The organism is Niveispirillum sp. KHB5.9, from assembly GCF_048066115.1.
In the GTDB taxonomy this organism is placed as follows: domain Bacteria; phylum Pseudomonadota; class Alphaproteobacteria; order Azospirillales; family Azospirillaceae; genus Niveispirillum.
In genome coordinates this window covers 44,003-70,491 of the sequence record NZ_JBLTYX010000016.1, presented here as the reverse complement: position 1 = coordinate 70,491, position 26,489 = coordinate 44,003, and the positions used below count along the sequence as shown (strand labels likewise).

25 protein-coding genes and 1 pseudogene are annotated in these 26,489 nt (G+C 64.7%); 11 read left to right on the top strand and 15 right to left on the bottom strand.

What is annotated here, in order from left to right; genetic code table 11:
* Window positions 1-123 precede the first annotated feature (123 nt).
* From ACM9HJ_RS22395 to ACM9HJ_RS22370, 6 genes are all read left to right on the top strand, one after another.
* The gene (locus ACM9HJ_RS22395) at window positions 124-1,395 is read left to right on the top strand and encodes an MFS transporter (RefSeq protein WP_416573990.1); all 1,272 of its coding nucleotides are present in this window, start codon (window positions 124-126) and stop codon (window positions 1,393-1,395) included.
* A gap of 120 nt (window positions 1,396-1,515) precedes the next feature.
* Entirely contained in the window at window positions 1,516-4,635 is a 3,120-nt protein-coding gene (locus tag ACM9HJ_RS22390) for a TonB-dependent receptor (RefSeq protein ID WP_416573989.1), read from the top strand.
* Between the two features lie 194 nt (window positions 4,636-4,829).
* The gene (locus ACM9HJ_RS22385; RefSeq protein WP_416574072.1) at window positions 4,830-5,168 is read left to right on the top strand and encodes a DUF5597 domain-containing protein; all 339 of its coding nucleotides are present in this window, start codon (window positions 4,830-4,832) and stop codon (window positions 5,166-5,168) included.
* 87 nt (window positions 5,169-5,255) lie between these two features.
* The gene (locus ACM9HJ_RS22380) at window positions 5,256-5,486 is read left to right on the top strand and encodes a DUF6290 family protein (RefSeq protein ID WP_416573988.1); all 231 of its coding nucleotides are present in this window, start codon (window positions 5,256-5,258) and stop codon (window positions 5,484-5,486) included.
* Between the two features lie 70 nt (window positions 5,487-5,556).
* Window positions 5,557-5,826, top strand: a complete 270-nt coding sequence (locus ACM9HJ_RS22375) for a type II toxin-antitoxin system RelE family toxin (RefSeq protein ID WP_416573987.1) — start codon at window positions 5,557-5,559, stop codon at window positions 5,824-5,826.
* Between the two features lie 128 nt (window positions 5,827-5,954).
* Window positions 5,955-7,088 carry an endo-1,4-beta-xylanase gene (locus ACM9HJ_RS22370; RefSeq protein WP_416573986.1) on the top strand — a complete coding sequence of 378 codons (1,134 nt, stop codon included), beginning with the start codon at window positions 5,955-5,957 and terminating at the stop codon, window positions 7,086-7,088.
* Here the strand turns inward: ACM9HJ_RS22370 and ACM9HJ_RS22365 are convergent.
* Entirely contained in the window at window positions 7,085-8,317 is a 1,233-nt protein-coding gene (locus ACM9HJ_RS22365; RefSeq protein WP_416573985.1) for an NAD(P)/FAD-dependent oxidoreductase, read from the bottom strand. The genes ACM9HJ_RS22370 and ACM9HJ_RS22365 overlap by 4 nt on opposite strands.
* Before the next feature lie 99 nt (window positions 8,318-8,416).
* Window positions 8,417-9,088: a GntR family transcriptional regulator gene (locus tag ACM9HJ_RS22360; protein ID WP_416573984.1), complete on the bottom strand. Its 672-nt coding sequence runs from the start codon at window positions 9,086-9,088 to the stop codon at window positions 8,417-8,419.
* Window positions 9,089-9,395: 307 nt separating this feature from the next.
* Here ACM9HJ_RS22360 and ACM9HJ_RS22355 point away from each other — a divergent pair.
* A pseudogene (locus tag ACM9HJ_RS22355) lies at window positions 9,396-9,532 on the top strand (transposase); the annotation flags it as partial.
* On the opposite strand, the gene ACM9HJ_RS22350 reads toward ACM9HJ_RS22355, so the two are convergent.
* From ACM9HJ_RS22350 to ACM9HJ_RS22300, 11 genes are all read right to left on the bottom strand, one after another.
* Window positions 9,525-11,096, bottom strand: coding sequence for a hypothetical protein (locus ACM9HJ_RS22350; protein WP_416573983.1), 1,572 nt, complete (start codon window positions 11,094-11,096; stop codon window positions 9,525-9,527). The pseudogene ACM9HJ_RS22355 and the gene ACM9HJ_RS22350 sit on opposite strands and share 8 nt — an antisense overlap.
* A 9-nt stretch (window positions 11,097-11,105) precedes the next feature.
* A complete protein-coding gene (locus tag ACM9HJ_RS22345; protein ID WP_416573982.1) occupies window positions 11,106-12,659 on the bottom strand; it encodes a hypothetical protein in 1,554 nt (517 codons plus the stop codon).
* An 80-nt stretch (window positions 12,660-12,739) separates the two neighbouring features.
* Window positions 12,740-14,470 carry an asparagine synthase-related protein gene (locus ACM9HJ_RS22340; RefSeq protein ID WP_416573981.1) on the bottom strand — a complete coding sequence of 577 codons (1,731 nt, stop codon included), beginning with the start codon at window positions 14,468-14,470 and terminating at the stop codon, window positions 12,740-12,742.
* Between the two features lie 181 nt (window positions 14,471-14,651).
* The gene (locus tag ACM9HJ_RS22335) at window positions 14,652-14,804 is read right to left on the bottom strand and encodes a hypothetical protein (protein ID WP_416573980.1); all 153 of its coding nucleotides are present in this window, start codon (window positions 14,802-14,804) and stop codon (window positions 14,652-14,654) included.
* A 131-nt stretch (window positions 14,805-14,935) separates the two neighbouring features.
* On the bottom strand, window positions 14,936-16,534 hold the full coding sequence (locus ACM9HJ_RS22330) for a hypothetical protein (RefSeq protein ID WP_416573979.1): 1,599 nt from the start codon (window positions 16,532-16,534) through the stop codon (window positions 14,936-14,938).
* Between the two features lie 86 nt (window positions 16,535-16,620).
* Window positions 16,621-17,478: a sulfotransferase domain-containing protein gene (locus ACM9HJ_RS22325; protein WP_416573978.1), complete on the bottom strand. Its 858-nt coding sequence runs from the start codon at window positions 17,476-17,478 to the stop codon at window positions 16,621-16,623.
* Complete coding sequence (locus tag ACM9HJ_RS22320) at window positions 17,471-18,382, bottom strand: serine kinase (protein WP_416573977.1); 912 nt, start codon at window positions 18,380-18,382, stop codon at window positions 17,471-17,473. Before ACM9HJ_RS22320 ends, ACM9HJ_RS22325 begins: the two co-directional genes overlap by 8 nt.
* 67 nt (window positions 18,383-18,449) lie before the next feature.
* Window positions 18,450-18,668, bottom strand: coding sequence for a PqqD family protein (locus ACM9HJ_RS22315; protein WP_416573976.1), 219 nt, complete (start codon window positions 18,666-18,668; stop codon window positions 18,450-18,452).
* 153 nt (window positions 18,669-18,821) lie between these two features.
* On the bottom strand, window positions 18,822-19,400 hold the full coding sequence (locus tag ACM9HJ_RS22310) for a 2OG-Fe(II) oxygenase (protein ID WP_416573975.1): 579 nt from the start codon (window positions 19,398-19,400) through the stop codon (window positions 18,822-18,824).
* Between the two features lie 44 nt (window positions 19,401-19,444).
* Window positions 19,445-19,894, bottom strand: a complete 450-nt coding sequence (locus ACM9HJ_RS22305) for a lasso peptide biosynthesis B2 protein (protein WP_416573974.1) — start codon at window positions 19,892-19,894, stop codon at window positions 19,445-19,447.
* Window positions 19,891-20,664 (bottom strand): hypothetical protein, encoded by a 774-nt coding sequence (locus ACM9HJ_RS22300; protein WP_416573973.1) that lies wholly within the window; start codon window positions 20,662-20,664, stop codon window positions 19,891-19,893. Before ACM9HJ_RS22300 ends, ACM9HJ_RS22305 begins: the two co-directional genes overlap by 4 nt.
* Before the next feature lie 195 nt (window positions 20,665-20,859).
* On the opposite strand from ACM9HJ_RS22300, the gene ACM9HJ_RS22295 reads away from it, so the two are divergent.
* Both ACM9HJ_RS22295 and ACM9HJ_RS22290 read left to right on the top strand, forming a co-directional pair.
* The gene (locus tag ACM9HJ_RS22295) at window positions 20,860-21,873 is read left to right on the top strand and encodes an NAD-dependent epimerase/dehydratase family protein (protein ID WP_416573972.1); all 1,014 of its coding nucleotides are present in this window, start codon (window positions 20,860-20,862) and stop codon (window positions 21,871-21,873) included.
* Window positions 21,874-21,886: 13 nt separating this feature from the next.
* Window positions 21,887-23,005, top strand: a complete 1,119-nt coding sequence (locus tag ACM9HJ_RS22290) for a DegT/DnrJ/EryC1/StrS family aminotransferase (protein WP_416573971.1) — start codon at window positions 21,887-21,889, stop codon at window positions 23,003-23,005.
* Window positions 23,006-23,041: 36 nt separating this feature from the next.
* Here ACM9HJ_RS22290 and ACM9HJ_RS22285 read toward each other — a convergent pair whose 3' ends face one another.
* Together ACM9HJ_RS22285 and ACM9HJ_RS22280 are read right to left on the bottom strand one after the other, a co-directional pair.
* Window positions 23,042-23,953, bottom strand: coding sequence for a glycosyltransferase family 2 protein (locus ACM9HJ_RS22285; protein WP_416573970.1), 912 nt, complete (start codon window positions 23,951-23,953; stop codon window positions 23,042-23,044).
* Window positions 23,950-24,729, bottom strand: a complete 780-nt coding sequence (locus ACM9HJ_RS22280) for a class I SAM-dependent methyltransferase (protein WP_416573969.1) — start codon at window positions 24,727-24,729, stop codon at window positions 23,950-23,952. The genes ACM9HJ_RS22285 and ACM9HJ_RS22280 overlap by 4 nt, the downstream gene beginning before the upstream one ends.
* 186 nt (window positions 24,730-24,915) lie before the next feature.
* Between ACM9HJ_RS22280 and ACM9HJ_RS22275 the strand changes: the two genes are divergently transcribed.
* Complete coding sequence (locus ACM9HJ_RS22275; RefSeq protein ID WP_416573968.1) at window positions 24,916-25,569, top strand: hypothetical protein; 654 nt, start codon at window positions 24,916-24,918, stop codon at window positions 25,567-25,569.
* Entirely contained in the window at window positions 25,566-26,456 is an 891-nt protein-coding gene (locus ACM9HJ_RS22270; RefSeq protein ID WP_416573967.1) for a class I SAM-dependent methyltransferase, read from the top strand. The genes ACM9HJ_RS22275 and ACM9HJ_RS22270 overlap by 4 nt, the downstream gene beginning before the upstream one ends.
* The last annotated feature ends 33 nt before the right edge of the window (window positions 26,457-26,489 follow it).

The window sequence follows — 26,489 nt, the reverse complement described above, 5'->3', positions numbered from 1 at the left end:
GCCCGCTTGCGGGAGAGGGAGCGCAGGTTAGTTAGGTAGTCCAAGCACCATATCCACCTCCCCCACCGCCGCACACCCGCGTCGGTGAACGCCCTCTCCTTGCCTTGAAGGACCCCGACGCCCATGCAGACCACCACCCGCCTTGGCCGACGTTGGATCGTCGTGGCGCTGCTGTTCGCGGCCACGGTGATCAATTATGTCGACCGGCAGATGCTGGGCCTGCTGAAGCCGATCCTGTCGGTGGAGTTCGGCTGGACGGAGACGGATTATGCCGACATCGTCTTCACCTTCCAGGCCGCGTATGCCGTCTTCTATCTGCTGTTCGGGCGCTTCATCGATGTGATCGGGGCCCGCTGGGGCTATGCGCTGGCCTTCACCGTGTGGAACTTCGCCCATATCGCCCATGCCGCCGCATCCACCCTGGCGCAGTTCATGGCGGCCCGGCTGTTCTTAGGCGCCGGTGAGGCGGGCAACTTCCCGGCCGGGCTGAAGGCCGTGGCCGACTGGTTCCCCAAGAAGGAACGTGCCCTGGCCGTGGGTCTGTTCAATGCCGGGGCCAATATCGGCGCCATCATCACGCCGCTGATCGTGCCGGTGATCACGCTGACCTGGGGCTGGCAGGCGGCGTTCGTGGTCACGGGCCTGTTGTCCTTCGTCTGGCTGGGGGCGTGGTTGGCCTTCTACCGCACGCCGGAGACGCACAAGACCATTTCGGCGGAAGAACTGGCCCATATCCGGTCGGATGCCGAACCGCCGCTGACCCATCGCATCGGCTGGTCGGTGCTGCTGAAGCGGCGGGAGACCTGGGCCTATGCGGGGGCCAAGTTCCTGACCGATCCGGTCTGGTGGCTGTTCCTGTTCTGGCTGCCCGACTTCCTGTCGCGCACCTATGGGCTGGACCTGAAAGGCTTCGGGCCGCCGCTGGTCGCCATCTACATCCTGTCCGATGTCGGGTCGGTGGCGGGCGGCTGGTTCTCGTCGCGCCTGATGAAGGGCGGGATGGGCGTCAATGGTGCCCGCAAGTTCGCCATGCTGGCCTGTGCCGCCTTCGTGCTGCCCGTGGTGCTCGCCACCTCGGTCTCGAACCTGTGGGTGGCGGTGCTGATCCTGGGGCTGGCCACGGCCGGGCACCAGGGTTTCTCCGCCAACCTGCTGACCCTGCCATCCGACCTGTTCCCCCGCGCCGCCGTAGCGTCGGTGGTGGGGATCGGCGGCATGGCCGGGGCCGTGGGCGGCATGCTGATGTCCAAGTTCACGGGATGGGTGCTGGATACAACCGGCAGCTACACCCCCATCCTGCTGGTGGCGGCCGGCGCCTATCCGCTGGCCCTGCTGTTGCTGCATCTGCTGTCGCCGCGTCTGGCGCCGGCGGTGGTTGAGGAACCGTCGCCGTAACGGATCGGACCTGACATCCAGGCCCATGTTACGGCACCGGCTGCGTTTAAAATTGTTAGCGGTATCAACGTTCTGAACCCAAAGCCGCACGAACGGCGGCATCAAAGGGAGGGAGTGAACATGACCAAGATTGCAAACCGTTCCAACCAACGGCCGGCCAAGGCCCTGCTGCTGGCGGCCAGTTGCCTGGCGGCGGGCTTCGCCCTGCCCGGTCAGGCGCAGAGCGTATCCGGCGGCAGCGGCGCCGACACGCTGGAAGAGATCGTGGTGACCGGCTTCCGGTCGAGCCTGGCCAATTCCACCAATGACAAGCGCAACGCCACCGGCTTCCAGGACAGCATCTTCGCCGAGGATATCGGCAAGTTCCCCGACACCAACATCGCCGAGAGCTTCAACCGCGTTCCCGGCATCACCATCAGCCGCGAAGTCTCGGGCGAAGGGTTGAGCATCGCCATCCGCGGCCTGGGCACCAATTTCACCAAGGTTCTGCTGAACGGCGCGCCCGTCGCCGTGGCCTCCACCGGCCGCACCGACGCGCAGAGCACGAACCGCGAGGTCGATCTGGACCTGTTCCCCACGGAGCTGTTCTCGCAGCTGACCGTGTCGAAGAGCCCGAATGCCGGGATGCTGGAGGGCGGGGCCGCCGGTACCGTGAACATGCGCAGCGCCCGTCCGTTCGACAGCGAGGGCCCGCGCGTCAGCTATTCTATGCAGGGCACCAAGAACAGCGAGGCCGACAAGTGGGGCGGCCGCGCCTCTGCGCTGGCCAGCAATACCTGGGGCAATTTCGGCGCCCTGATCGGCGTGGCCGCCGTGCGCAATCAGGTCAGCACGCCGGGCTTCGAGACCATCGGCTGGACCAATGCCAGCCTGACGGCGGCACAGTGCGGCGGGGCTTCCCATTGCGCCGTCAACGTCCCCGGCGTCACCAGCACCAGCATCGGGGGCAACAACTGGTCCCTGCCCGGCACCATTCCCGCCAATGCCGGCAACGGGCTGACCACGGGTGCCACCCTGGATCGCGCAGCCCTGCTGGCGCTGAACCCCGGCCTGACCCTCCAGCAGATCGACAATGCCCTCATCCCGCGCCTGGGCCGCCCGGCGGAGATTTTCGGCACCCGCGACCGGATCAACGCCATCGCCGCGTTCGAGCTGCAGGCCACCGAGGACCTGCATTTCTATGTCGACAGCATGTACGGCAAGAAAAAGAACGATCTGGAACGCGTGGACATGAACTGGATCGGCCGTAACGGCGCCATGATCCCGATCAACATGAAGGTGGACCGCACCGACTGCTCCGCCGGCTGCGTGGTGACGGAGGCGACCTTCGCCAATGCCCAGTTCTTCCTGGAATATCGTCCGTTCCTGGAAGACACCGAGTTTTATGGCGTCAATCCCGGCTTCGACTATCAGATCACCGAGGATCTGAAGTTCGACATGCAGGCGAACTACACCAAGTCCACCTTCCATCGTGAATCGCCCACCGTCGGCCCGCTGACGCCGGCCAGCTCCGGCGTGACCGTCACCTACAAGAACGGTGGCGGCGTTCCCGACATCTCCACCAATATCGACCTGAACGATCCCAAGCAGTTCGGCTGGGCCGGTGGCCGCGTCAACATGCAGGATGAACGCCGCGAGACCGAAACCAAGGGTGCCCGCGCCAACCTGACCTGGGGTGACGATGCCCTGAATGTGAAGGTCGGCGGTGCCTATGACGACGTCTCCCGCCGCATCACCGCCTATGACAATACCCAGGCCTGGCAGAACGCCGTCTGCGGCAACAACCCGTCGATCTTTGTGCCCAACCCGAACAGCCAGCCGCCCTGCTCCGGCCTGAACCAGCCGGGCGCGGCGCCTGCCGGCTACCCCACCTATCCGGGCTATGGCACGAACTATACGGCCGGCCAGACCGGTGGCGTCACCTATGGCGGCTCGCTGATCCCCAGCGCGTCGCTGGCAAACTATCTGAAGCCGGGCAAGTTCGGCTTCCTTACCGTGGACTGGGACAAGTTCAAGGCTGACAGCAAGTATGACCAGTTCCACGATGCTTCGCCGGAGGCGGGTTCATCCAATACCGGTGCGTCGGGCGGTTTCATCGGGGAGAAGACCCTGGGCGCCTATGGCGAAGTGAACGGCGTGCAGCAGGTCGATGGCAACGATCTGCGCTTCAATGTCGGCCTGCGCTGGGTCCAGACCGACCAGAAGGTCGGCGGTCGCGTGTCCGTGACCGATCCGCGCAACGATCGCAAGGACTTGCCTGGTGGCACCCTGCCCGATGGCGGCCGCTATCCGAATGTCGTGAACTTCGTCTATGTCAGCAACAAATACGACAACTGGCTGCCGTCCGCCTCGGCCGCCTATAACGTCGCCGACAATGCCGTCGTCCGCGTGGCCGCCTCCAGGACCATGACCCGACCCGACCCGAATGCGCAGTTGCCGGGCCTGAACTTCTCCTCGCCATCGGCGGATGTGGGGACGGTGGGCAATTCGGGACTGGCGCCCTATCTCTCGGACAATATCGACCTGGGCTTTGAATATTACACGGGCCGGGAGGGCTATATCGGCGTGGCGGCCTTCCGCAAGTCGATTGAGGGATTCACGGTTCTGCGTACCGTCGACACGCCTTTCTCGGCGCTGGCGACCTATGGCGTGACCTTTGAAAGCCTGAGTCCGACACAGCAGGCCGCCATCAATTCCCGCGGTGGTCCGGCTTCAGCCATTGTCGGGTTGCAACAGCAAGTCAATGCCGAAGGCCGCCTGACGGTCAACGGCTTGGAATTCAACTGGGTGCAGCCGCTGGACTTCCTGCTGGAAGATATCGTGCCGGGCCTGGGCTTCCTGGCCAATGCGACCATCATCGACCAGAAGGGCAAGGGGGCGGCCCCGGCCGTGGCCATCGGCGTGGCGGAATATACCTACAACGTCACCGGCTATTACGAGCATGGCGGCATTTCGGCCCGCGTGTCGCAGACCTTCACCAAAGGGTCGCAGACCAGTGGCTTGAACCAGAACGGCATCGCCGCCGCCGCCTTGTTCAGCGACGATTATCGGCAGTGGGACTTCTCCTCCAGCCTCGACCTGAACGAGATCCTGAAGCGTGAAGGTCTGCCGCAGATCACCTTTGACGTGACCAACTTCACCAACGCGAAGCAGCGCAGCTACTTCCAGTTCGAGAATGCCACCTTCACCCAGTACACGCCCGGCCGGACCTTCATGATCGGCCTGCGCGGCCGGCTCTGATACGGCGTTTGATACCTCCCTCAAGGGACGGCCTGTCTCCCCGATAGCCGGCCCAACTGGCGGTCCGTGTGAACGGGCCGCCCTTTCTTATTCCGTGTAACTGCCCTCTCCCGCCAAGCGGGCGAGGGCATCAGCGATGCGACCCGAAATGCGTCTCTGCACGTCCGGAAAAATAGTAATATTAATCATAATATATTCGCCCAAGAGGAAACGATTACAAGTTCAACGTCGCCTATGTCGATCCCTGGACGTCCAAGACGGACCAGAACAGCCGGGGCCATGGCGGCCTGATCATCCAGGTGGGGCCGGATGAGTTCTACATCGCCGGTTCCGGCCTGACCGTGACCTTCGAGCCCGTAACGCCGGGAGCCCCCATCGCCGGCATCGAAAGCGCCTGGGAAGGGCATTTCGACAATGGAAAATGGGTGGCCGGCCGCCTGATGAATGGCGACCAGACCCACCAGGGCCGGCATATCCGTTTGCCGCCGGGGGATTTCACCGTGCAGCGGGTGCGGCTGTACCGGTATCGGTGAGGGTGCCTGCGTTACCGCACTTTGCTTAGGCGTGGTGCGTTGACGGCATTTGCGATACATGTATCGCAAGGAATTGGAGAACACCCCATGCCTGTCAGCATTCGCCTTGACGCAGATATCGAAAGCCGGCTGGACGCCTTGGCCAAGGCGACGGGCCGCTCGAAAGCCTTCTACATCCGTGAAGCAATCGAGAAGCACATGGAGGATATGGAGGACGCCTATCTTGCCCAGGCCGAGCTGGAGGCCGTTCGGGCGGGCCGCAGTACCACCACGTCCCTGGAAGAACTGATGCGCCGCTATGGCGCCGATCCTGAATGAAAACGGTGCGTTGGGTGTTTGCGGGGCTCCCCCGCAGGCTTTGACCGGGCGTTGTTGAAGGGGGCTCGTCATGGCCTGGAATATCACGCTGTCAGCCGCTGCGGAGAAGGAGCTGCAAAAGCTGGGCACCGCGGAAGCGCGGCGTATTCTGAAGTTCCTTTTTCAACGGGTACAGCCGTTGGAAGACCCTCGCAGCATCGGCGAAGCTTTGCGCAGCCCGCTGGGTGAGTTTTGGAAATACCGGGTCGGCGATTATCGGATCATCGCCGAGATCGATGACCGCCAAGTTCGTATCCTGATTGTGCGCATCGGCAATCGCCGGGATATCTACCGGCACTGATTGTCGAACGTTCGGCAATGGTGTGTTGCTGTATCGGTGAGGGTGTGGACGCGGGGGAATTGGGTTTCCCGTCCGTCCATATCCTGATATGATACCGCTAACAATAATCACACCCTGGGAGATGCCCGATGAACCCCCACCTGACCCGTCGCCAGGTCCTGACCCGCGCGCTCGCCGTTTCTGCCGCCGCATCGTTGCCAGCGCTGGCCACCGCGCCCGGTCCCTCGCTGAACGATCTGGCCCAGGCCAAGGGACGGCGGTTCGGATCGACCGTGGGCACGGGCAAGCCCGGTACCCTGACCGGGTCCTTCGCCGACGTCGCCTATCGCGACCTGCTGGTGGCCGAATGCGGGCTGCTGGTGCCGGAGAACGAGCTGAAATGGGGGGCGCTGCGGCCCTCGGCCGATGTCTATAATTTCGAGGCGGCGGAGCGGCTGCTGGCTTTCGCCAAGGAGAAGGGACTGGCTTTCCGCGGCCACACGCTGCTGTGGCATCATCCGCGCTGGCTGCCCGCCTGGCTGGACAAGCATGATTTCGGGGCCAAGCCGGCGCAGGCCGTGGAGAAGATGATCGCCGACCATATCGCCATGGTCGCCGGGTCCTACAAGGACCGTATCACCAGTTGGGACGTGGTGAACGAGGCGGTGGATGCCGATACGGGCGGCCTGCGCGACACGCCGTTTACCCGCCATGTGCCGGCGGAGAGGATCCTGGATCTCAGTTTCCACAAGGCGCGCGAGGTGCTGCCCCAGGGCCAACTGATCTATAACGACTATATGAGTTGGGAACCCGGGCACGAGAAGCACCGCGACGGCGTGCTGCGCCTGCTGGAAGGGTTCCGCAAGCGCGGCACCCCGGTCGATGCCCTGGGCGTGCAGTCGCATATCATGGTGGTGGAAGGCGGGCCGAAATATGACGAGGCCGCCTGGCGCCGCTTCCTGGACGAGGTGGTGGGCATGGGCTACGGCCTGCTGATCACCGAATTCGACGTCAACGACAAGGGCCTGCCCACCGACATCGCCCTGCGCGACAAGGGTGTCGCCGATTACAGCCGCGCCTACCTGGACCTGATGCTGTCGTACAAGCAGATGGGCGATGTGCTGGTCTGGGGCATGGTGGACAAGTTCTCCTGGCTGCAGGGCCTGACCCCCCGCGCCGACAAGCAGCCCTTCCGCTGCTGCCCCTATGGCAGCGACTTCCAGCCCCACCCGCTGCGAGACGCCATTGCCGGGGCGCTGAAAGGGGCGGTGGCGAAGGGTTAAACCGAAGCCAGCTCCTTCAACTGCACCGCCGGGTCGGCGGCGCGGGCGGTATCCACCTTGGTACCGCCCGTGATCAACGCCTTGGCCTGGATGAAGTCGCGCGGGCTGTTCAGGCAATCGATGGCCGCCAGACGCCCGCCGCGCAGATAGAGCACGGAGAAGCCGGCACCCGCCGGATCGCCGCGCAACACCAGCTGGTCGTAATCGATCGCCAGCCCCACCGCCTGCATCTTCACCTGATACTGGTCGGACCAGAACCAGGGCAGGGCGGTGTAGGGCTTTTCCAGTCCCAGCAGCGTGTCGGCGGCGCACTTGCCCTGGTCCACGGCGTTCTGTACCGATTCCAGCCGGATCGCCCGGCCGGCGAATGCGTTGGGATGCAGGGCGCAATCGCCGATGGCCAGGATGTCCGGATCATCCGTGTGGCACAGCGCATCCACCGCCACCCCGTTGGGGCAGGGCAGACCAGCCGCAGCCAGCACTTCGACATTGGGCAGGATGCCGATGCCGACAATGACGATATCGGCCGGAATTTCGGTGCCGTCTGAGAGACTGACCCCCGTCACCCGCCCGTCGCCCAGCAGTGCCGCCACCTGGGCCGACAGGCGCAGATCGACACCCTGGCCCCGGTGCAGCCCGGCGAAAAAGGCGGAGACGGGCGGGGAGGTGACACGGGCCAGCAGCCGTTCCTGTGCCTCCAGCACCGTCACCGCATAATCCAGGCCCCGCAGCACCGCCGCCGTTTCCAGCCCGATATAGCCGCCACCGATGATCACCACCCTGGCACCGGGTACCAGATCGGCCTTCAGCCCGTCGATATCGGCGATGGAGCGGATGGCATGCACGCCGGCCAGCCCGGCACCGGGGCACGACAGGGGGCGCGGCCGCCCGCCGGTGGCCCAGACCAGCTTGCCGTAACCGACCTGCCCGCCATCGGCCAGGGTCAGGCTGTGTGCCGCGCGGTCCAGCCCGATGATCCGGCGGCCGGTCAGCAGGGCCACGCCCTTGTCTGTCCAATAGTCCGGCTTGCGCAACAGCAGGCGCGCCGCCTCGCGCTTGCCGGCCAGATATTCCTTGGACAAGGGCGGGCGCTCGTACGGCCCGCAATCCTCATCCCCGATCAGGGCGATGGTACCGGTGAAGCCACCCTGGCGAAGGGATTGCGCGCATTGCGCCGCCGCCTGTCCGGCCCCGGCGATGACGATGTCGTAACGGTCGGCCTGTTCCATCCCGGTCCCATCCCCCGTGCCATGCCTATCGGCGAAGACACATGTTTCCCATACCCGGCACGGCACGGTGCCGGGCTGATCGCATTGTTTGTCTTCGGCCTATTCCGCGGCCCGCTGTCCGGTCAGCGAGATATATTCAGCGAAGATGTCACCCTGGATCGTCGTGTGCTGGCGCAGGCGGCGATAGGCGACCTCCGGGTCGCCCTGCTGCACGGCGTCCAGGATCGCGGCATGGTCGCGCAGATTCTCCTCCGCCCGGCCGGGATAGTTCAGCTGGTACCGGCGATAGGGGACCAGCTGCAAGGCAAGCTTGTCCGTCATCTCCACCAGCACGTCATTATGGCTGCCCCAGACCAGCAACTGGTGGAACTTGCGGCTGGTGGCGTAATATTCATCCTGCCGGCCGGCATTATAATGTTCCTCGGAAAGCTTGTGCACCTCGGCCAGCTTGGCCTTTTCCTCCGGTGACATGCGGCGGGCCGACAGCTTGGCGCACAGCCCTTCCAGTTCCGACATGACCTCGAACATGTGGATCATGCGGCGGATATCCATGCTGGCCACCACCGCCCCCTGGCGCGGCCGCTTCTCCACCAGCCCGCTTTCCACCAGTTGCAGCACCGCCTCGCGCACGGGCGTGCGCGAAACGCCGAAGCGGCTGGCGATCATTTCCTCATCCAGGCGGGAACCGGGACGCAGGCGGCCCATGAAAATGTCCTGTTCCAGGGACACGCGTACATGTTCGGCATGCGTTACGTGTGTGGGCTTGCTCATCCGACCTCCAACGCGCGCCCGCGCGTTTCCCTTGAAACCTGGCTGCAACAGCTGCCAACCATCCGTATGCCGGATGGCGGCACCAATGTCATGTATCGGTCATGCCCGCCGGCAAGTCAAGCTGTCGAGGGGATATCTGGATACAGAGAATGGCATATACAAATACACAGATATCACAACATGTATCCAAACCACGAATTCCGCTTCTGCGGGGGTCACGACATAGAAGGGGTGAAAAACCACGCTAAGCGGACAAATGGAGAACATCATGGCGTGAGGCATTCGGATGGCGTTCTCAGCATCCGGTCAACTGGTTCAGCGCAACAGCTATCGGGAGCGGAACTGGGAGACGCGGACCGGTACGGTGGAACGGCGCATTCCCAAGCTGCGTAAGGCAGCTGTTTCCCAGGCTTCCTGGAACCTCACCGTATGGTCATCAGCGCACCGTTTGACGGGTGTACAGTATCCAGTACTCCGTTTCCTCCCGTACCATGAAGTGCTTCTGCAGATAGGGGGCGAACCGCTTTTGGGCGGCCCTGGTCAGGGCCGGTGCGGAGGAGAATTTAGTGGGAACCAGCACGTAGTCGGCATCCCCCAGCATCTCCTCCACCGGTCGGGGAGGAGCGGTGGGTTCCCAGAACACATCACCACCATGCGGCGGCGGAAAACCCAGCATGAAAGGCAGCGGATTGACGCGGTCGACCACCCGTATCCTGCCGGGCGGATGCCGGTCCGGTGCGAAAAGCGACGCCGCGTCCAACACGCTGGCGAGATAGACAGTCTGTGACCGCAGGTCATTCTCGCCTTCGGCCCGCAACGGCACGGCGATGCCGCGCGCCTGGGCGACCTCGGCGATCAACAGCCTGTCGGATGGAACCGCCAAGATGAAATAGCTGGCGATGGTACCTGCCGCCGCCAGGGCCGTCATGGCCGGCATCACCAGCAACACCGCTGGAACCACCCACCCCGATGGGTTGCGAAGGGGGGGCAGCGCGCCGTAAAGGAGGAACAGGGTAACAACCCCAAGCGGCAAGCCCATTTCCTGCGTATTCTGCGAGAACAGTATGATGGCCGCGCCGATCAGGAACAGCATGGCCACGGGCAGTGCCGCCGTCGCCCGTCCTTGCTGCCATAGCCAGGTCGCAACGATCAGTCCGCAGCCGTAGATGGAAAGTTCGGCGCCGTTCCGCAGCACGCTCACCAGCAGCCGCCTGAGACCCGTGCGCGGCAGGTCGGAAAGGATCGCCCAATGGATGTCGGCCAGGTAACCATGGCTGTGGGGGGCAATGGCGTTGCCCAAGGCCAGCAGCACCATGACGCTCCATGCCCGCCAACGCACCCGCACATGGCTGCTGATCAGCAAAGCCAGGACGAGTGCGCCGATTCCAACCAGGAAATAGGTGATCTTCAAATAGAACATCACCAGCAACAGCAGCAATGCGCAGCCCATATCGACCACGTCACCAGCCCTCGACGGGCGGGGCTGGATGAACAGTATCAAGCAGAGGATGCTGATAGCACTCCAGCCGTAGCGATTATAGGCCATGGCAAAGGTGAAAGCGTTCAAAGGCTGACCGACATTCGTCGGCATCATCGCCAGCAATGTCACGAACAGGACGAACACCACCGACGCTGCCAGAGGCAAACGCCGGTACGCCGCAGCCGTGGCCACCCCGAACAGGACCATTGCGATCAATAACTGTCCGACCAGGAAGGCCGATGCCTTGAAACCGACGATCTGGAAGCCGGCCAGGGTCAGCAGGAAGTTCAACGGCCCGATGGCGTCATGAAAATCCACATGCTGGACACGGCCGGACTGGAATTGCCAGGCACCAGACAGGTTGAACAAAAGGTCGAGGACATTGTGATCCGACAGCACGATGTCCGGTGCCAGCAGCGCCCAGCCCGCCAACAGCAGCGGCAGCCCGGCCAACAGAATGAGCGTCCCTGGGGAAGAGGACAAGTAGGGCGGGCGCGCCGTCAGGCCGATCTGCGCCTTATCATCCACGGTAACCTCTCACCCCCGCGGTGCCACACGGGCGTACAATATCCATGAATCCGCTTCCTCGCGTATCGGAAAATGCGCCGTCAGATAAGGGGTGAACCGTTCCGAGGCGACCCTGGTCAGCCGCGGCGAGGAGAAAGATTTCGTGGGAACCAGCACATAGTCGGCATCACCCAGTATCTCTTCCGCTGGACGGGGCGGGGATCCCCGGTCCCAGAACAGGTCCCCACCCCGCGGTGGCGGGAAGCCCAGGATGAAGGGCAGCGGATTGATGCGGTCGATCACCACAATCCTGCCCGACGGGTAGCGTGCAGGGGAGAACAATGATGCCGCCTCCAGCAAGCTGCTGAAATACGTGGCCCGCTCCAGTGGAGAGGCGGGCATGTCGGACGGCAGTGGCATGGCAAGATCACGCGTATCGTTGACCCGTGAGATCAACAGCCTTTCGGACCGGGGCGTGGTGATGACATAGTCGGCGATTGTGTACATCGCTGTCAGGGCCGTTACAGCCGGCATCGCCAGCAGCAGCACGGGAACCACCCATCCCGACGGCCCCCGAAAGGGCAACAGCGCGCCATACAGAAGGAATGGGATGACCGCCCCCAGCGGCAGGCCACGCAGCTGCATGGTCTGCGCGAACAGCAGAATGGCGGCGACAATCAGGAACAATGTGGTCAGGGGCAGCGCCATCGTTACCCGCCCCTGCCGCCAAAGCCAGATCGCGGTGATCAGGCCGGCGCCATGGATCGAAAGCTCGGTAGCGTTGCCCAGCACGCCCGCGACCAGCAGGCGCTTCACCCCCATCCGGTCCGGTTGGGAAACAAACGCGCCCTGGATATCGGTCAGATAGGCGTGGCCGTACGCGGTGGCGGCATTGGCCAGGACCAGCAACCCCACGGCGGCCCACGCCCACCATCGCGCCCGCGCATGGCCGCTGATCCAAAGGGCCAGCACCAACGCGCAGATCCCGGCCAAGCAATAGGCGATGTCCAGATAGAACATGGCCAGCAGCAGCAGCAATCCACAGGCGATATCGACCATGTCGCCCGCCTTCGAAGGGCGGGGTGGGGCGAACAGGATCAGGCAGAGAATGCTGATGGCACTCCAGCCATGGCGGTTATAGGCGGCGGCAAAAGTGAATGAGTCGGGATAGTTGCCGACATTCGTCGGCATCATCGCCAGCAGTGTCACGTATAGGACGAAGACCACTGAGGGCCCCAGGGGCAAGCGCCGGCCCACCACCATGACCGCCATGGCGGAGAGAAGCAGCGCCATCAGCATCTGCCCAACCAGGAAGGCCGACGCCTTGAAGCCGACGATCTGGAAGCCGGCCAGGCTCATCAGGAAATTCAGTGATCCTACGGCAGCATGAAAATCAACATGCTGACGATGGCCGGAATTCAGGTGCCAAGCGCCGGACAGGTTGAGCAGAACGTCCGACGCGAACTGGTCCGACAATACGATATCCCGTGACAGCAGCGCCAAGCCCGCCAGCAGCAGGGGCAGCCCGCAAAGCAACAGCAGCGCGCCCGTTGAGGCATGACGATGCAGCAGCCAGGTCTCCATACCCTTTCCTGTCGCGTGCACAGCCATCATCGCCTCTTCACTTGCGGTCACCACGCCATGCCCACAGGCATGGGCTATCCTCAATTGGTCCCTTCAATCCAGGCGACATAGGCGCCGACATGCAACGCCTCCTGCAGCATCACCTGCAGGTGGAGGTGCTTGGCCTCGGCCGCTTCGGCATTCGCTGGCCAATCGGCGATCAGCCGTTCAAGCCTGTCCAGATCGATGAGACGGCTGGCCGTCGGTGATCGCCGCAAACGGTCCAACTGCGCCGGCAAGGACGGGCGTGCACGGCTCAGATGGGCGAACCACTCTGGATGCTGGTATCCCCGGCGTCGGTTCTCCGTGATCACAGCCGGCACACCAGCGGCACGCAGCAGCCGACGTGACAGCCAACGGGTGGTGCCGTTGCGCAGATACTGGTCATCCGGAATGGCAAGACAGAACTCGATCAGCCGCAGATCGGCCAACGGCGCGCTGTTGTCGATCCCCTGGAACGTGCGCAGGCTGTTCATGCCGTCCGGCCGGCGCCCGCGGTTGCGGCAAATGGCGGCGATGCGGAAGCGTCGGCTGTCCGACGACAGGATGTACCGGGGGTCGCTGCTCCGCTGCCGCAGCCGATCCGCCATGCCGTACTGCCGCAGCACCGCCGGGTTGAGGGCACAGGTGGGCAACAGATCCTCTTCGCTGAACCGATGTCCGCCCAGCAGCGGCTGGAACAGGCTGTACCATGTCAGGCTGGCCAGCCGGCGCGGATGTCCCCGGGATGTCAACGCCAGTTCCCAGGCCAACCGCAGCCAGCGTCCGTGCCTGAACATGTTTGGCAACCCGCGCAGTCCGTCCCAGGTCAGGGTAAGGTTACCAACCGCCCCGGTCAGATAGAGGGTGGCCCCCAGAGCTGCCGCCCGGCGGGCCGGCTCGTTCAGCCAGGCGACATGGGTGGCCATCCGATAGGGGGTGACGCCGGCGGACATCAGGGACCAGTTCTCCGGAGTCCAGTCGGCCCCTGGGGGCGGCGGCAGGAACTCCGTCCGCAGGCCGGGGAAGGCTGCCGCCAGCGCCTCGACATAGGGCCGTTCGTCGACATAACCATCGGTCGGCGCGGTGGGCAGCCCAGGCTCCGGCACCGCCGTCAGGAAAGGCACCGTGGGCGCATGGCGCAGGACCGAAACCGCCAGACAGGCGCTGTCCAGACCGCCGCTGCCGGTGATCGCGACATTCTGCCCCCGCATGCGGTCGGCCACTGCCTGGTCCAGCAACTCGCGGGCGCGGTCGACATAGTCCTCATCGTTGGACAGATAGACGCGGCGTTCGGGGTCGAAACGATGGAACTCACGACGGTCGGTACCCTGTGCGGTCAGCAGCACGCTGGTACCGGGCCAGACCTTGCGGATATCGCGATAGAAGGTGGCGTCGCCATCACCGTAATTCATGGCCATATGGTCGGCCACGAACAGTTCATCGATCACCCGCGGCACATCCGGCATGGCCAGCAAATCACGCAGGCTGGTCGCGAACAGCACGCGGTCAGGGCCGCGCCAGTAATAGACGGTGCGCATGGACATGGCATCGCCGGTCAGCATCAGCCGGCGTTCGCCGCCGTGCCAGACGGCCAGCGCGTAGTCGCCCAGCAGGCGGCCCGGGACATCCACGCCCCATCGTTCCACCGCCCGCGCCACAAGCTCGATGTCGGTAAACCCATGGCCCGGGGACAGGTCCAGGCCGGATGCCAGCGTCTGTCGGCCGTCCAGCCTTCCCGCGAACGCCACGCCCACCCGCCCGCCCTGGATAGGCAGGAAACCTGCGGGCATACCGCCATCATCATGGCGGAAAACCACTTGGCCCGCGAAGCCGTTCATGAGGCCCCGGCCGCCATCGCGGCACCATGGGTAGCCGAACCCAATCGACCAGGCCGTCTCCGCAGGCAAAAATTCTCAGACAATCCGTGTCCGGAATGACCGTGCATGGGTGACGACAATCGGGACGAAGCCCTCAACTGGTTGAGCCGGAGCCGTCGGAAACAGAACCCGATGTTGCGACGGTACCCGATTCCACATCCAGGATGGTGAAGGTGGGCCGCTTCCAGGCCGGTGCCTCGGACAGATCGGCGGGGAGAGCGACGATGGCGCTTTCCTGATTGTTCATGAGGTTCTCCCGTATAGCGACACTGAATGGATAGCGCCTGCCAGGGGCAAACGCCAATGAATTCCTTCGTGATCACATCAGGAAAGGGGCGCATCCGGGGCAATGCCGGCGCCCCTGCAACCGGCCCCCTATTACCGCGATGGTGGCGGGGGCAGGCGACTGTAGACGATCCAACTGGCGGTTTCCATGCGATGGGGGAAATTGGCTTCGATATAGGGCAGGTAGCGGGCGTGGATGCCGGCCGGCAGCAGGCGTGCCGGCTTCTTTGCCAGGACCACGTGATCGGCATCACCGAGGATTTCTGCCGGCGGACGAAGCGGGAAGTCGGAATCCCACCAGAGGTCACCGCCCCGCGGCGGCGGCTCGCCCAGCATGAATGGCAGCGGATTGACGCGGTCTATGAGTTGGATCCGTCCGGCCGCCCCCGTTGCGGCAAACAGATCGGTGATCTCGATCAGCGAAGAGATGTAGCGCGATTGCGTCGGGTTGAAGGCGACCGCACCGGACAAGGCCAGATCGCGCAGATTGGAACGTTCGACAGGCCACAATGCGGCCGGTTGTGAGGCCAGCCGCCAATAACCTGCCAGGCTCAGAGCGATCGTGCCGCTTGCCATCGCGGGTGTCAGCAACAGCGCCAGCAGCACCGGCGTGGCCGGTATGACCCGGCCCGGCCCGATCTGGCCGGCTATCGCGACATAGAGCACAAACAAGCCGACCACCCCCAGCGGCAGGCCCTGGACCTGGGTATTCAGCGACAGCAGGGCGAGGCCGGCAACGGGCAGGGTGCCCATCGCGACCGGCACCCGTAAGGGCACCAGGCCATGGCGCCACAGCATCAGTGCGGTGACCGCCATCATGCCGTAGAGGCTGCATTCCGGCCCGTTGCTGAAAATGACCCCCAGAAACATGCCGGGACCCAAGGGTGTGGCACCGGATGAGAGGTGCCTGTGGATGTCGGCGATATAGGGATGGCTGTGGGGGGCCAGGGCATTGGCGACCGCCAGGACAAGCACAAGACCCCAGCCCGAGCGGGCTTCCCGCACGTGCCCGGCCACCAGCAACGCCACACCGACCATTGCCAGCCCGACCAGGAAATAGGTGATCTTGGTGTAGAACAAGGCGATCAGCAGCAGCAGGGCCAGCAGAAGATCAGGCCAGACCCCGGTCCGGCGTCCGCGCGGCGGGATGAACAGGACCAGTGCAAGGATGCCGATCGCTCCCCACCCATAGCGGTTGTAGGCCACGGCGAAGGAATAGCTGTTGAGACGCTCCCCCATGTTGAATGGCATGATCGCCGGCAAGGCCGCGAACAGCACGAAGATCACGGCCGGGACCAGGGCCAATCTCCGCCCGGCGGCGAGCATTGCCGCCACCGACAGCATGGCGCAGGCGATGGTCTCGCCGACCACCATGGCGAACGGCGTCGGGCCGACCACGTGGTAACCCAGGGCGGTCAGCCAGAATGTGACCGGGCCGACCGGTTCGTGGAAATCGATATGCTGGATGCGTCCGTTCAGGACCTGCCAGCCACCCGCCAGGTTGAACAGGAAATCGGTAACGCCGAATTCCATGACGACACGCCCCGGTGCCAGCAGCAGCCATGCCGCCAGCGCGACGGGAAGTCCGGCCGCCAGGGTGAGGATGGCCCAGCCCGGTTCGCCGTCGCGCAGAAGATCGAGCGCCCGTTTCCCATCGCCCCGCGCCGCACGTGGCGCCTCCGCCGCATCCATTCAGCCCACCAAACCTGTGAAGGCCCGCATCCTAACCAGCCGACGGGATTTCCGCCATGCGGACGCCACCGGCGACTGTCAACCCTTCAGGTCCCGCAATCATAGCCGAGCTGTCGCATCCGCTGGCCGTGATCGGCGACGATGCGTGCGGCCTGTATCGCTGTCAGTTCATGGCGCCAGCCGCCGGCCATGCCCTGCCGGAAGAAGGGTGCGGTGGAACCCTCCTGCCGCTCCCTGAAACCATGCGTCTGTTCCTGTGCCTGCAACAGATCGAACCGCGTGGCATCGACGGCCGCATTCAGGCTGCTTGCATCATGGGTTATGCCCAGATGGTCCGCCGCCAACCGTAGCCCCCGTACAGGGTCGGACACCATGTCCTCGTACCGCAGCAGCAGGACGGGAATGTCCTTCTGCTCCAGCCAGGATCCGACATGGCCCGACCAATTGCCCAGGGGCTGTGCCAGTTGCCGCCGGTACTTTTCCTGCGGTGCCGACAGGGTCACGGTCGGATCGGCCATGATGGTGATGATATGGTCCGTCGTCTCACCGCGATGATGGGCAAAGGACATGGCGATGTCGCGCGGATCACGCACCATGTATACGGCACCCCGGCTGACCGAGGCGGGAAACACCGCCTCGCCGGCAGGCGTCCGCCAGTAGCGGTCATGAACCTTGCGCAGCTTCAGCCCGTCACCCGTTTCGGCGGCGATGGCCCGGTTCAAGGCAGGCTGCACGGCGATCTGTTCCTGCGGGAACAACTCACCCGCTTCCACCACGAGCAACTCGTCAATCTCGAACTGACTGGCCAGCCCGGCATCGTTGCCCAACCGGTTTATATCAACCGCCGCTCCGCCCCGCATCAGGCTCAGCAGCATCAGGCGCAACCAGGTATTTCCTGATTTCGGATACGAAACAATCCAGCCGATTGTCCCCGCCTCAGCCATCGGCCCCGTCCCGCCCCCCGCCCCCCACTGTCGAGGCCACAAGGTCGACCAGCAGGGATGGATCGACAATGCCTTCCGGCCGGACCATCTGGTAGATGGGAACCAGGGTCGCGAGCCGGGCCATATCCTGGAAAAGCCCGATCCGGCGATCCAGGCGGCGGCCCAGGCGGGCGCGATACACCAGTTCCTCGACCGGCGTGATGGCAGCGGGGCCGGCCAGCCGACGGATGACGGGTGCCTGCAGCCGCCGGTCGATGCCGAGACGGACAAGGGCGCCCAGCGGCTTGGTGGCCGCATCCGTGCCACGGGCGGCCAGGACACGCTTGGGGTGGTTGGGCCGCGCCGTCTGCAACCCGTCATGCGACAGGCCGAGCAATTCCGCCGCGTCGGGCCAGAGCCGGACACGCGGCGGACCGGGCGCGACAAATGCCCTGCCGCCATGGAAGCCGATCGCGCAGATGTCATCGCAGACGACCTCATGCCCGCGCAGCGACATGATGCCGGCCAATGTGGATTTCCCCCTGCCGGAGACGCCGGCCATGGCAACGGCGATATCGCCGACCATCACGCAGCTCGCATGCAGCGGCAGGATGCCGCGCTGATGCAGCACGGCACCGGCGACCGCGCCGAACAGGAAAGTTTCGATGACGCTTGTTTCGGCATCGCTGTCCTGGTCCAGGATCAGCTGGCATCCACCACGGACCAGGAAGCCCACGACATTGGGTATGCGGACCAGGACGGTCCCGTCGATCGCGATCTCCACGAAGGGGCTGGCCCAGACGGCATCGGGCAACCGGTCCGGCACCACGCCGCGCCGCAGCGTCAGATCCGGCACACCGTCTCCCGCCAATGCCGGCAGGGACGGCAGCGGCACCGACGTCCGCAGCCGGAAGCCATAGTACAAGCGGTCTTCGCCCTCGGCGGGCGGGGGGGGTGTCGATGGCGGATACATGGTGCCAGCCTTGCGCGCCTTACGGGTTGGCCGTAGGGTCAACCACTTGGATCAGGTCCAGACCCCGCAGTTCGTCCAGATAGAACAGGACGTCGGTGATGATCACGTCGGGGTCGCCCCGGTACCGGCGTCCCAACTCCCCGCAAAGCTGACGAACCGTCTGCGGCTGTTCCAGAAGTTTCCACAGCACCGACCCGATATCGTCAAGCCCGACATACTGGCCCCGGATCAACCCCATCACAATCACCTCGCCGTCGATCGCGGCCGTGATCTGCTCGGGATGCCACGCCACCATTGTGTCTGGCGTCAATGTCTGTGGATTCATCGCGGACAAGGGGTCTGCCTTCTGGGTTGGAACTTGACGCATGCCTTTGTATGTATCAGCAGGCGCTCACCGATGTATCCACATGTTTACGGCGAACCGCCGGTCGGCGAAAGCATTGCTTGGACAGGTCAGGAGCTGCACCGAGTGCGGGGCGATGGACGGGAAGGCCGCCAGCCGGTTGTGGTCGGGCGCGATGTCCCGCGAGGCGGTGCCGCCCAAGGCATGGAAGCGCAGGGCGCCGCCGGTGAAGACCCGCGGCCGGCGGTGCAGATAGAGGACAAGGGTCAGGACACGGGGATTGGGTCGGTTGTGCACCACAACGAACGTGTCGATATGCTGTTGGAAATGGGCCCCGTCGCCATGGGCCGCCATTTCAATTTCGACCTGGCTGGCTTTGAAGGGCGGCAGTCCGAACAGCGTCTCCAGCATGGGCTTGGCGGCCAGCGCGGCCGCCGCCACACGATCCTGGAACGGCCCCAGATGGTCCAGGACCGATACCTGCCGGATGGCCTCGTCCACCACCACCTCGCCGTTGTACAGGATCGAACCCGACCGGAACCGCCCCTCGTTCGCGATGGCATATTCCAGCAGATCGTCCGCCATCGCCGCAGGCAGCCAGTCCGTCTGCGTATGATGCGGCAACATCCGGCCCGTCCCGGCCGGCTGTTCCATTGCGGGAGAGGAGGAGGTCATGTGACGAACACCGAAATCGGTTGGTATTGGGGCATCTGCCGCCCGCCGGTGACCAGCCGGCCCTGGCACCGGCTCCAGGCATGCGCGATCATGTTCCCGTTCCCGTCTTTCGCCACACCGAAATGGACTTCGGTCGCATGGCCGCGACGGCGCAGCATGAGGGCGGCCGTCACCGCCTGCTGCAGGCAAACGGCCCGGAACGGCGCGATGGCGGCGGCACGGCATACCGCCTCCCCGACCAGGGGAACGACGGGTGCCGGCACGTTCCCCTCTTCCCCCGGCCCGGCCCCGTGCACCAACCGCAGGCCCAGCCAGTCCATGGCCACCCGGAAGGGCAGCAGGGCCAGCATGACACGGCTGACCGCCAGCAGGATGAACGCCTCGACGGCCAGCCGCCGTTCGGCCGCCGGCAGGGCCAGGCCGCGACGGAACCACCCGGCCCTCATGACACCCCGCCCTCTGATGAATGTTGCGCGTCGTACCGGACGGCAGCGGGATAGAGCCGGCGCCCTCCGGTGAAGTCCAGATAGCTGTCGTCTCCAAGGCGATAGGCTTCCCTGATCCAATGGGCCAGGGTCTGCTGCACCCGGATGCGGCTGTACGGCTTCGATGGTTCCAGGCGTATATGGACGAAGACCGCCGCCTCCAGTTCGGCCTGTTCCGGTTGGAAGGTGAAGCGATCGGAAGGCCCGCAATGGATCTCATACTCCGTGCAGCCGCGCTTGATGAACACCGTCACGTCGGTGCCCAGCCCGGAATGCCCGTCCACCGCTTCCCGGACCACGCGATGGGCGTCACGCGCCGCATCCAGCCCATGCACGTAGAAATAGCCGCCATAGAGACCGGACGTATGGGCGGTCCCGGCATCCAGCCCGCACTTGTACGTATATGGCAGATCGTGGCCGACATCGCGCAGGGCCACAAGCTCCCGCAGGTTGCGTGGCACCACCTTCACCTTGAAGCAGGTGGCGCAGCCGGCCGGCACCTGACGCTTGCCATAGACGTGATTGAACATGACGCCCATGTAGAAGCGGCAATGCCGGCTGGCATCACGATGTTCCCGGACCCAATCGGACGGCGTGCCATCGGTATCGGGACGCAGCCAGGTACCCTCATCCAGCGGACGCAGGGCGCCCACGGCCACGGCCTGTTGAAGGCTGTCAGCCACGGTACGGCCGGCAACGACACGGGTCAGCACATCCCCTGCATCGGTCATCGGAGGACGGCCCTTGCCCGGGGCGGTGCCGTTGTCGGCATGAAACGTCCCCTGTGCATCTCGTCAGGCTTCATCCTGGAAAGCATCGTCCGTGCGGACCACCACATCATGATCCATGCCGGAATATGGTACAATGGCCGGCGGGGTTGTGGCAAGTTGCGCCCCTGTTGCCGGAGGGGACGGGATTTCTGGTTCATGAGGGGGCGTGTAGTGACACCGGCCGCAGCCACGACCCGATGGGCGGGACGCAAGGTCCTGATCACCGGGGGCATGGGTTTCATCGGATCGACCCTGGCGCACCGGCTGGCCGATCTTGCCGCCAATGTCACGATCCTGGACAATCTGACGCCGTCCCATGGGGCCAACCCGCTCAACATCGCCGGGATCGAGGATCGTCTGCGCGTTGAAATCGCCGACCTGCGCCATGCCGGCCATCTCGATCATCTGGTCCGGGATTGCGAGATCATCTTCAATCTTGCCGGCCAAACCTCGCACCTGGAATCCATGGTCGATCCGTTCACCGACCTGGATATCAATTGTGCTGGGCAGTTGCGGTTGCTGGAGGCCTGCCGCCTCCACAATCCCGGCGTCAAACTGGTCTATTCCTCGACCCGCCAGATTTATGGTCGGCCCGACAGCCTGCCCGTTGATGAAAAGCATCCGCCACATCCCGTCGACATCAATGGCATCAACAAGATGGCGGCCGAATGGTATCATCGGCTCTATCATCGCGTGTACGGGTTGCGCACAATTGTGCTGCGCCTGACCAACACCTACGGCCCGCGCATGCGCATCAGGGATGCCCACCAGACCTTCCTTGGACTTTGGATAAGGCTGGTGCTGGAGGGTCATCCGCTGGCGGTCTGGGGCGGTGCGCAATTGCGTGACTTCACCTATGTCGATGATTGCGTCGATGCCCTGCTGATGGCGGCCGACAATCCGGCTGTGGAGGGCGGGGTCTTCAATATCGGCGGGGATCGGGCGATCAGTCTGGCCGAGCTGGCGGGTCTCCTGATCTCCGCCAACGGGTCCGGCAACCTCATGGAAGCCGATTTCCCCCCCGAGCAGGCCCGTATCCATATCGGCGACTACCAGGCTGACGACGGCGCGTTCCGTGCGGCGACGGGCTGGACCCCGTCGGTCCCGCTGGAGGTCGGGTTGCGGCGCAGCCTCGACTATTTCCGCAGCCACCATGCCGGATATGTCTGAGCGGGGGAGCACCATGGACCTGCCGATCCCGCAAACCGATCCAGGGGCCGCCTGCCAGGCGATGCGGGCGGAAATCGACAAGGCCATTGCCCGTGTGCTGACCAGCGGCCGCTACATTCTGGGCGAGGAGGTCGACGCCTTCGAACGGGAATTCGCCTCTTGGCTGGGAACGGACGGTGCCGTCGGCGTGGCCAGCGGCACCGACGCCCTGGTACTGGGCCTGAAAGCGCTGGGTGTCGGGGCCGGCGACTGGGTTGCGACGGTGTCCCATACGGCCGTGGCCACCGTCGCCGCCATTGAGCAGACCGGGGCACGGCCGGTCCTGGTCGATATCGACCGGGGGTATGGGATGGACATGGACCATCTGGATGCCACGCTGCGGCTGTTCCCGGTGAAGGTGGTGGTGCCGGTGCATCTTTATGGCCAGCCGGTGGCGCTGGACCGGTTGCAACAGTTCACCCGCGACCGCGGCATCGCGGTACTGGAGGATTGCAGCCAAGCTCACGGCGCCCGCTTCGCCGGCCGGCCGGTCGGGCGTTTCGGCGCGCTGGCCGCCTACAGCCTCTATCCCACGAAGAACCTGGGTGGCATCGGCGATGGCGGTGTGATCGCCATGGACGATGCCGGGCTGGCCCGAACGCTGCGTGCGTTGCGCCAGTATGGCTGGGACGAGACACGCAGCAGCCGCCAGCCCGGATACAACAGCCGTCTGGACGAGATCCAGGCAGCGATATTGCGGGTCAGACTGCCCCGGCTGGAAGCGGACAATACAAGACGGCGCGCCATCGCCGCCGCCTATGACGCGGGGTTGGTGGACGTACCCGGACTGGCCCTGCCCTGGCGTCGGCCGGAGACGGAACATGTGTTCCACCAATATGTCGTCGCCCATCCGGCACGCGACATGGTGCAGACACGATTGCGCGACCGGGGCGTGCTGACCAGCATACATTATCCCTGCCCGGTCCACAGTCAGCCGGCCTACCGGGACCGGGTTGCGCTGGGACCCGGCGGCCTGCCGGAAACCGAACGGGCCGCCGCCACCATCCTCTCGCTGCCGATGTTCCCACAGATGACGGATCCGCAGGTCTCCCGCGTGATCGCTGCGGTCACCGCCTGTTGCACGATGGCTTGATACCGTCGGTATGAAAGATTGCCCTTCGGTCGACCTTCATACCGACGGGGGCTGCCCGGGGCTGCGCAGTTGGGAGCGCACGACGAATTGTGGTTTGCCGCCCAGTGCCACCGCCAAACGGCCGACATATTCCCCGATCAGGCCAAGCATACAGAATTGTGCGGCGGCGAGGATCAGCAGCAGCGCGGGCAGCCCTCCGCCCACCAACGCCGTCAACAATCCCGCAATACCCGAGATCAGGCCCAGTACCATGCCGATACGCAGCGGCGCTGCGGAGAAATTGATGACTAGCGACACCCACAGCCGCGCCAGACGGCGCAATGTGTAGTTGGACCGGCCGGCCGCACGGGCATGATGTACGACGCGCAGCGTGCCGATACGGTTGGTGACCTGCAACAGCAGCCCGTCGACATGCGGATGCGGGCCGCGATAGGCCAGGATGGCCTGCACAGCGAAGGCTGACAGGCACCGGAAACTGGACAGGTACAGTCCGGCCGGCTTGTCCAGCAGCCGGTCGGCACACCAGTTGGCGAACCCGCTGCCTAGGTTCCGCCAGGGCGCATGCCGCTTCTGCGCGAAATGGGTGTAGATGATGTCGTGACCCGTCCGGCGGGCCTCCTCATGCAGCCGGACCACCTCCTCCGGTGGGTTCTGGAGGTCGTCATCCATGGTGATCACATGCTCGCCGCGCGCCTGGGCCAGCCCGGCCATCACCGCATTGTGCTCACCGAAATTGCGTGCCAGATCGATGATCGTCAGCGGCACCGGACAATACCGGGCCAGTGCCGTGCAGACGGCCAGCGACCCGTCGGAACTGCCGTCATTCACCAGGATGATTTCCAGGCCACCGGCAACCGGCAGCCCGGCCAGCGCCTCGACCAGCAACCCGATGGAAGCGGCCCCGTTATAGACGGGCACGACGATGGACAATCCGAACCGCTCGCTCACGGCTTCACCGCCACAGCCAGGATCGAGCTGCCCAGGGGAAAATCGCCACCATAGCGGATGATCCAGCGTTCAAGGTCCAACAGTCGCCGCAGGCAAAGGTCGATGATCGGGGGATATGGCCTGACATCGCTGGTCTTGGCGGACCCCGCCAAGCGCCAGAGTACCAGCAGCGGCAACAGGAAGGCATTCCAATAGGTGGCACGGCGCAGAAGCAGGCCAGATCGCGCCAGCAGCGCTGCAATGTCGCGGCGGATGAAGCGGCGGATATTATGCACTCTGTGGTCGTGGGTCGATTTCATCCATTCATAGGCTGGCAGGTTCAGGATGAGGACGCCGCCCGGCATCAGGGTGCGCGCGCTTTCGGCCAAGGCGACACCCGGATCGACGTTCCGGTGGCAGAGGACATCTGCCGACATGATGGCGGCCAGACTGGCATTAGCGAAGGGCAGATTGTTGACGGAGCCGCCGACCAGACAAGCCCCCTCCCGTCGCCTGGCGTGGTGCAGGGCGGCAGGCGCCATGTCCAGCCCGACGCACAGCCGGTCGGGCATGGCATCCCTCAGCCATTGCAACAGCCCGCCGGTGCCGCAGCCCGCGTCAAGCACCGGCCCCGGCGGCGGCCCGGCATCCCGCAAGGCCCATGTCATCAGGCTGCGGGCGCCAAAGAACCACCACATCCGATCCTCAACAGCCGCCAGCCGCGCATATTCGCCGTCTTCCACCTGATCCCCCGCCCGCCAGGCCGCGATAACAGCATAGAGGCGGCATTCACGCAAACCATGGAAAAGTTCTGCGCAATGCGGTTCGAGACGAATGGGAAAACGGATCAGGCCGGATGTCCGCTGGCGTGGCAAGGTCCGGAACAGACAGGGCGGAAGAGGGCACCATGATCCGCTAACGCCTTGTCGGAAAAGAGGATACAGGATATCCCGTGATGTCGGGAGGGACAGGGATGCAGCCTGTTGAATGACCGGTGCCGGAACGGCGGAAGGGTGTGGCATGGGGGACGGGACGGGGATGGAGAGGAAACGCAGCCCATCCCGCTGCCGGCGCTGCGCCGCCTGCTGACGCTGCTGTCCGCCTCCTATGGCCGGCGTGATCTGACGCTCATGCTGGGCCTGGGCGCCGCGGTTTCCCTGGCCGAAGGGGCGGGATTGCTGCTGCTGGTGCCCGTGCTGGATCTGGTAGGGGTCGGTGGGGCGACCTCTCCGTCTGCGGGCGCCCTGCTGACCGGCCTCGGGCTTTATCTGTTGCTGGTGACCGCTGCCGCCGGTCTGGTCGCGGCCCGCAGCATCCTCAGCCAGGACCAGCGCACGCGCTTCGTGGACCGGCTGCGCGGCACCCTGCATCAGGCCCTGCTGCGAAACTGGCTGCGCCACCGTGGCGGTATTGACCGCCTGGGGGTGCTTGGTGATCTACGGTCGGCAGGTGGCCTTGCGGCCATGGCGGTGCTGTTCGCCCGTGCCCGCCGCCAGGGCAGGGTGCTGCATCTCTGGGGACATTCCTGGGAACCTGAGGAACGGGATTTGTGGCAGGCGTTCGATGATATCATGGTCATGGCCGCCGACCTGGTGCCGGTCGATTGCCGCATGGTGAATGAAGGGGTTGCACGATGATCCGGTTCCTGGCCAAGGTTGCGGTCCAGCACCTGCTGGGGGCCATCCCCTTCGGACCCGGCCTTTACCAGCGCCTTCAGACCCGGGCGGTCCTGCGGACGTCCGATATCCTGCCCAATGTCGACAGCAAGCATGCCGTGGCGCTCAATCACCTGTCGCTGTTGCGCAATGTGGGGGGTGTGGCGGCGTCGGATGTGAAGGCCCATCTGGAGATCGGTGCCGGCTGGATGCCGGTGCTGCCGCTGACCTTCCGGCGCCACGGCATGGGACACCAGGTCCTGACCGACATTACCCGCCTGCTGTGTCATGATAGGGTGCCGGAGATCGCCCGCCGGCTGGCCGCCATCGATACGCAAGCCCTCAATCCCGATGTTGGCATGAGAGGTGGGGCCGATCCGCTGGCGGATGAGGACATGGTCTACCATGCGCCGGTCCAGGTGCCGTACGCGGTGCCGTCGGGTGCGTTCGACCTGGTGACCTGCATCCAGGTCCTTATCTATCCGCCACCGCCGGCGGTCCGGGCGATCCATGAGGAGGCGGCGCGCTGTCTGCGGCCGGGCGGCCTCTACCTGGCGACGATCCGGCTCGACGATCTCTACGCCCTGGCGGACCCCAAACTGTCGCGCTTCAATTTCCTGCGTTATTCAAGCGCCACCTGGAACCGCTGGTTCGACAACCGCTTCACCCCGCTGAACCGCCTGCGTCCCGGTGATCATGCGCGCCTGCTGGATGGGCTGCCGTTCGAACGGCTGGCATGGCGGATCAGCGGTGGCGGTCCGCGGGAACTGGAACAGCTGGCCCGTATCCGCCTCCATGCCGAATTCGCCCACTTGCCGCCCTCTGAACTGGCCGCCACCAACCTGACCTTCCTTCTGCGGCGGGTCTAGGCATGCGCATCCTGCTCTCCGCCTATTCCTGCG

What these genes read in the sequence shown, in the direction of transcription:
- ACM9HJ_RS22345 (WP_416573982.1), bottom strand. Translation starts at nt 12,659, where the DNA reads ATGGAGACCTGGCTGCTGCATCGTCATGCCTCAACGGGCGCGCTGCTG.
- ACM9HJ_RS22335 (WP_416573980.1), bottom strand. Translation starts at nt 14,804, where the DNA reads ATGAACAATCAGGAAAGCGCCATCGTCGCTCTCCCCGCCGATCTGTCC.
- ACM9HJ_RS22290 (WP_416573971.1), top strand. Translation starts at nt 21,887, where the DNA reads ATGGACCTGCCGATCCCGCAAACCGATCCAGGGGCCGCCTGCCAGGCG.
- ACM9HJ_RS22370 (WP_416573986.1), top strand. Translation starts at nt 5,955, where the DNA reads ATGAACCCCCACCTGACCCGTCGCCAGGTCCTGACCCGCGCGCTCGCC.
- ACM9HJ_RS22295 (WP_416573972.1), top strand. Translation starts at nt 20,860, where the DNA reads ATGAGGGGGCGTGTAGTGACACCGGCCGCAGCCACGACCCGATGGGCG.
- ACM9HJ_RS22270 (WP_416573967.1), top strand. Translation starts at nt 25,566, where the DNA reads ATGATCCGGTTCCTGGCCAAGGTTGCGGTCCAGCACCTGCTGGGGGCC.
- ACM9HJ_RS22375 (WP_416573987.1), top strand. Translation starts at nt 5,557, where the DNA reads ATGGCCTGGAATATCACGCTGTCAGCCGCTGCGGAGAAGGAGCTGCAA.
- ACM9HJ_RS22365 (WP_416573985.1), bottom strand. Translation starts at nt 8,317, where the DNA reads ATGGAACAGGCCGACCGTTACGACATCGTCATCGCCGGGGCCGGACAG.
- ACM9HJ_RS22395 (WP_416573990.1), top strand. Translation starts at nt 124, where the DNA reads ATGCAGACCACCACCCGCCTTGGCCGACGTTGGATCGTCGTGGCGCTG.
- ACM9HJ_RS22340 (WP_416573981.1), bottom strand. Translation starts at nt 14,470, where the DNA reads ATGCCCGCAGGTTTCCTGCCTATCCAGGGCGGGCGGGTGGGCGTGGCG.
- ACM9HJ_RS22390 (WP_416573989.1), top strand. Translation starts at nt 1,516, where the DNA reads ATGACCAAGATTGCAAACCGTTCCAACCAACGGCCGGCCAAGGCCCTG.
- ACM9HJ_RS22300 (WP_416573973.1), bottom strand. Translation starts at nt 20,664, where the DNA reads ATGACCGATGCAGGGGATGTGCTGACCCGTGTCGTTGCCGGCCGTACC.
- ACM9HJ_RS22330 (WP_416573979.1), bottom strand. Translation starts at nt 16,534, where the DNA reads ATGGATGCGGCGGAGGCGCCACGTGCGGCGCGGGGCGATGGGAAACGG.
- ACM9HJ_RS22380 (WP_416573988.1), top strand. Translation starts at nt 5,256, where the DNA reads ATGCCTGTCAGCATTCGCCTTGACGCAGATATCGAAAGCCGGCTGGAC.
- ACM9HJ_RS22360 (WP_416573984.1), bottom strand. Translation starts at nt 9,088, where the DNA reads ATGAGCAAGCCCACACACGTAACGCATGCCGAACATGTACGCGTGTCC.
- ACM9HJ_RS22325 (WP_416573978.1), bottom strand. Translation starts at nt 17,478, where the DNA reads ATGGCTGAGGCGGGGACAATCGGCTGGATTGTTTCGTATCCGAAATCA.
- ACM9HJ_RS22310 (WP_416573975.1), bottom strand. Translation starts at nt 19,400, where the DNA reads ATGTTGCCGCATCATACGCAGACGGACTGGCTGCCTGCGGCGATGGCG.
- ACM9HJ_RS22305 (WP_416573974.1), bottom strand. Translation starts at nt 19,894, where the DNA reads ATGAGGGCCGGGTGGTTCCGTCGCGGCCTGGCCCTGCCGGCGGCCGAA.
- ACM9HJ_RS22315 (WP_416573976.1), bottom strand. Translation starts at nt 18,668, where the DNA reads ATGGGGTTGATCCGGGGCCAGTATGTCGGGCTTGACGATATCGGGTCG.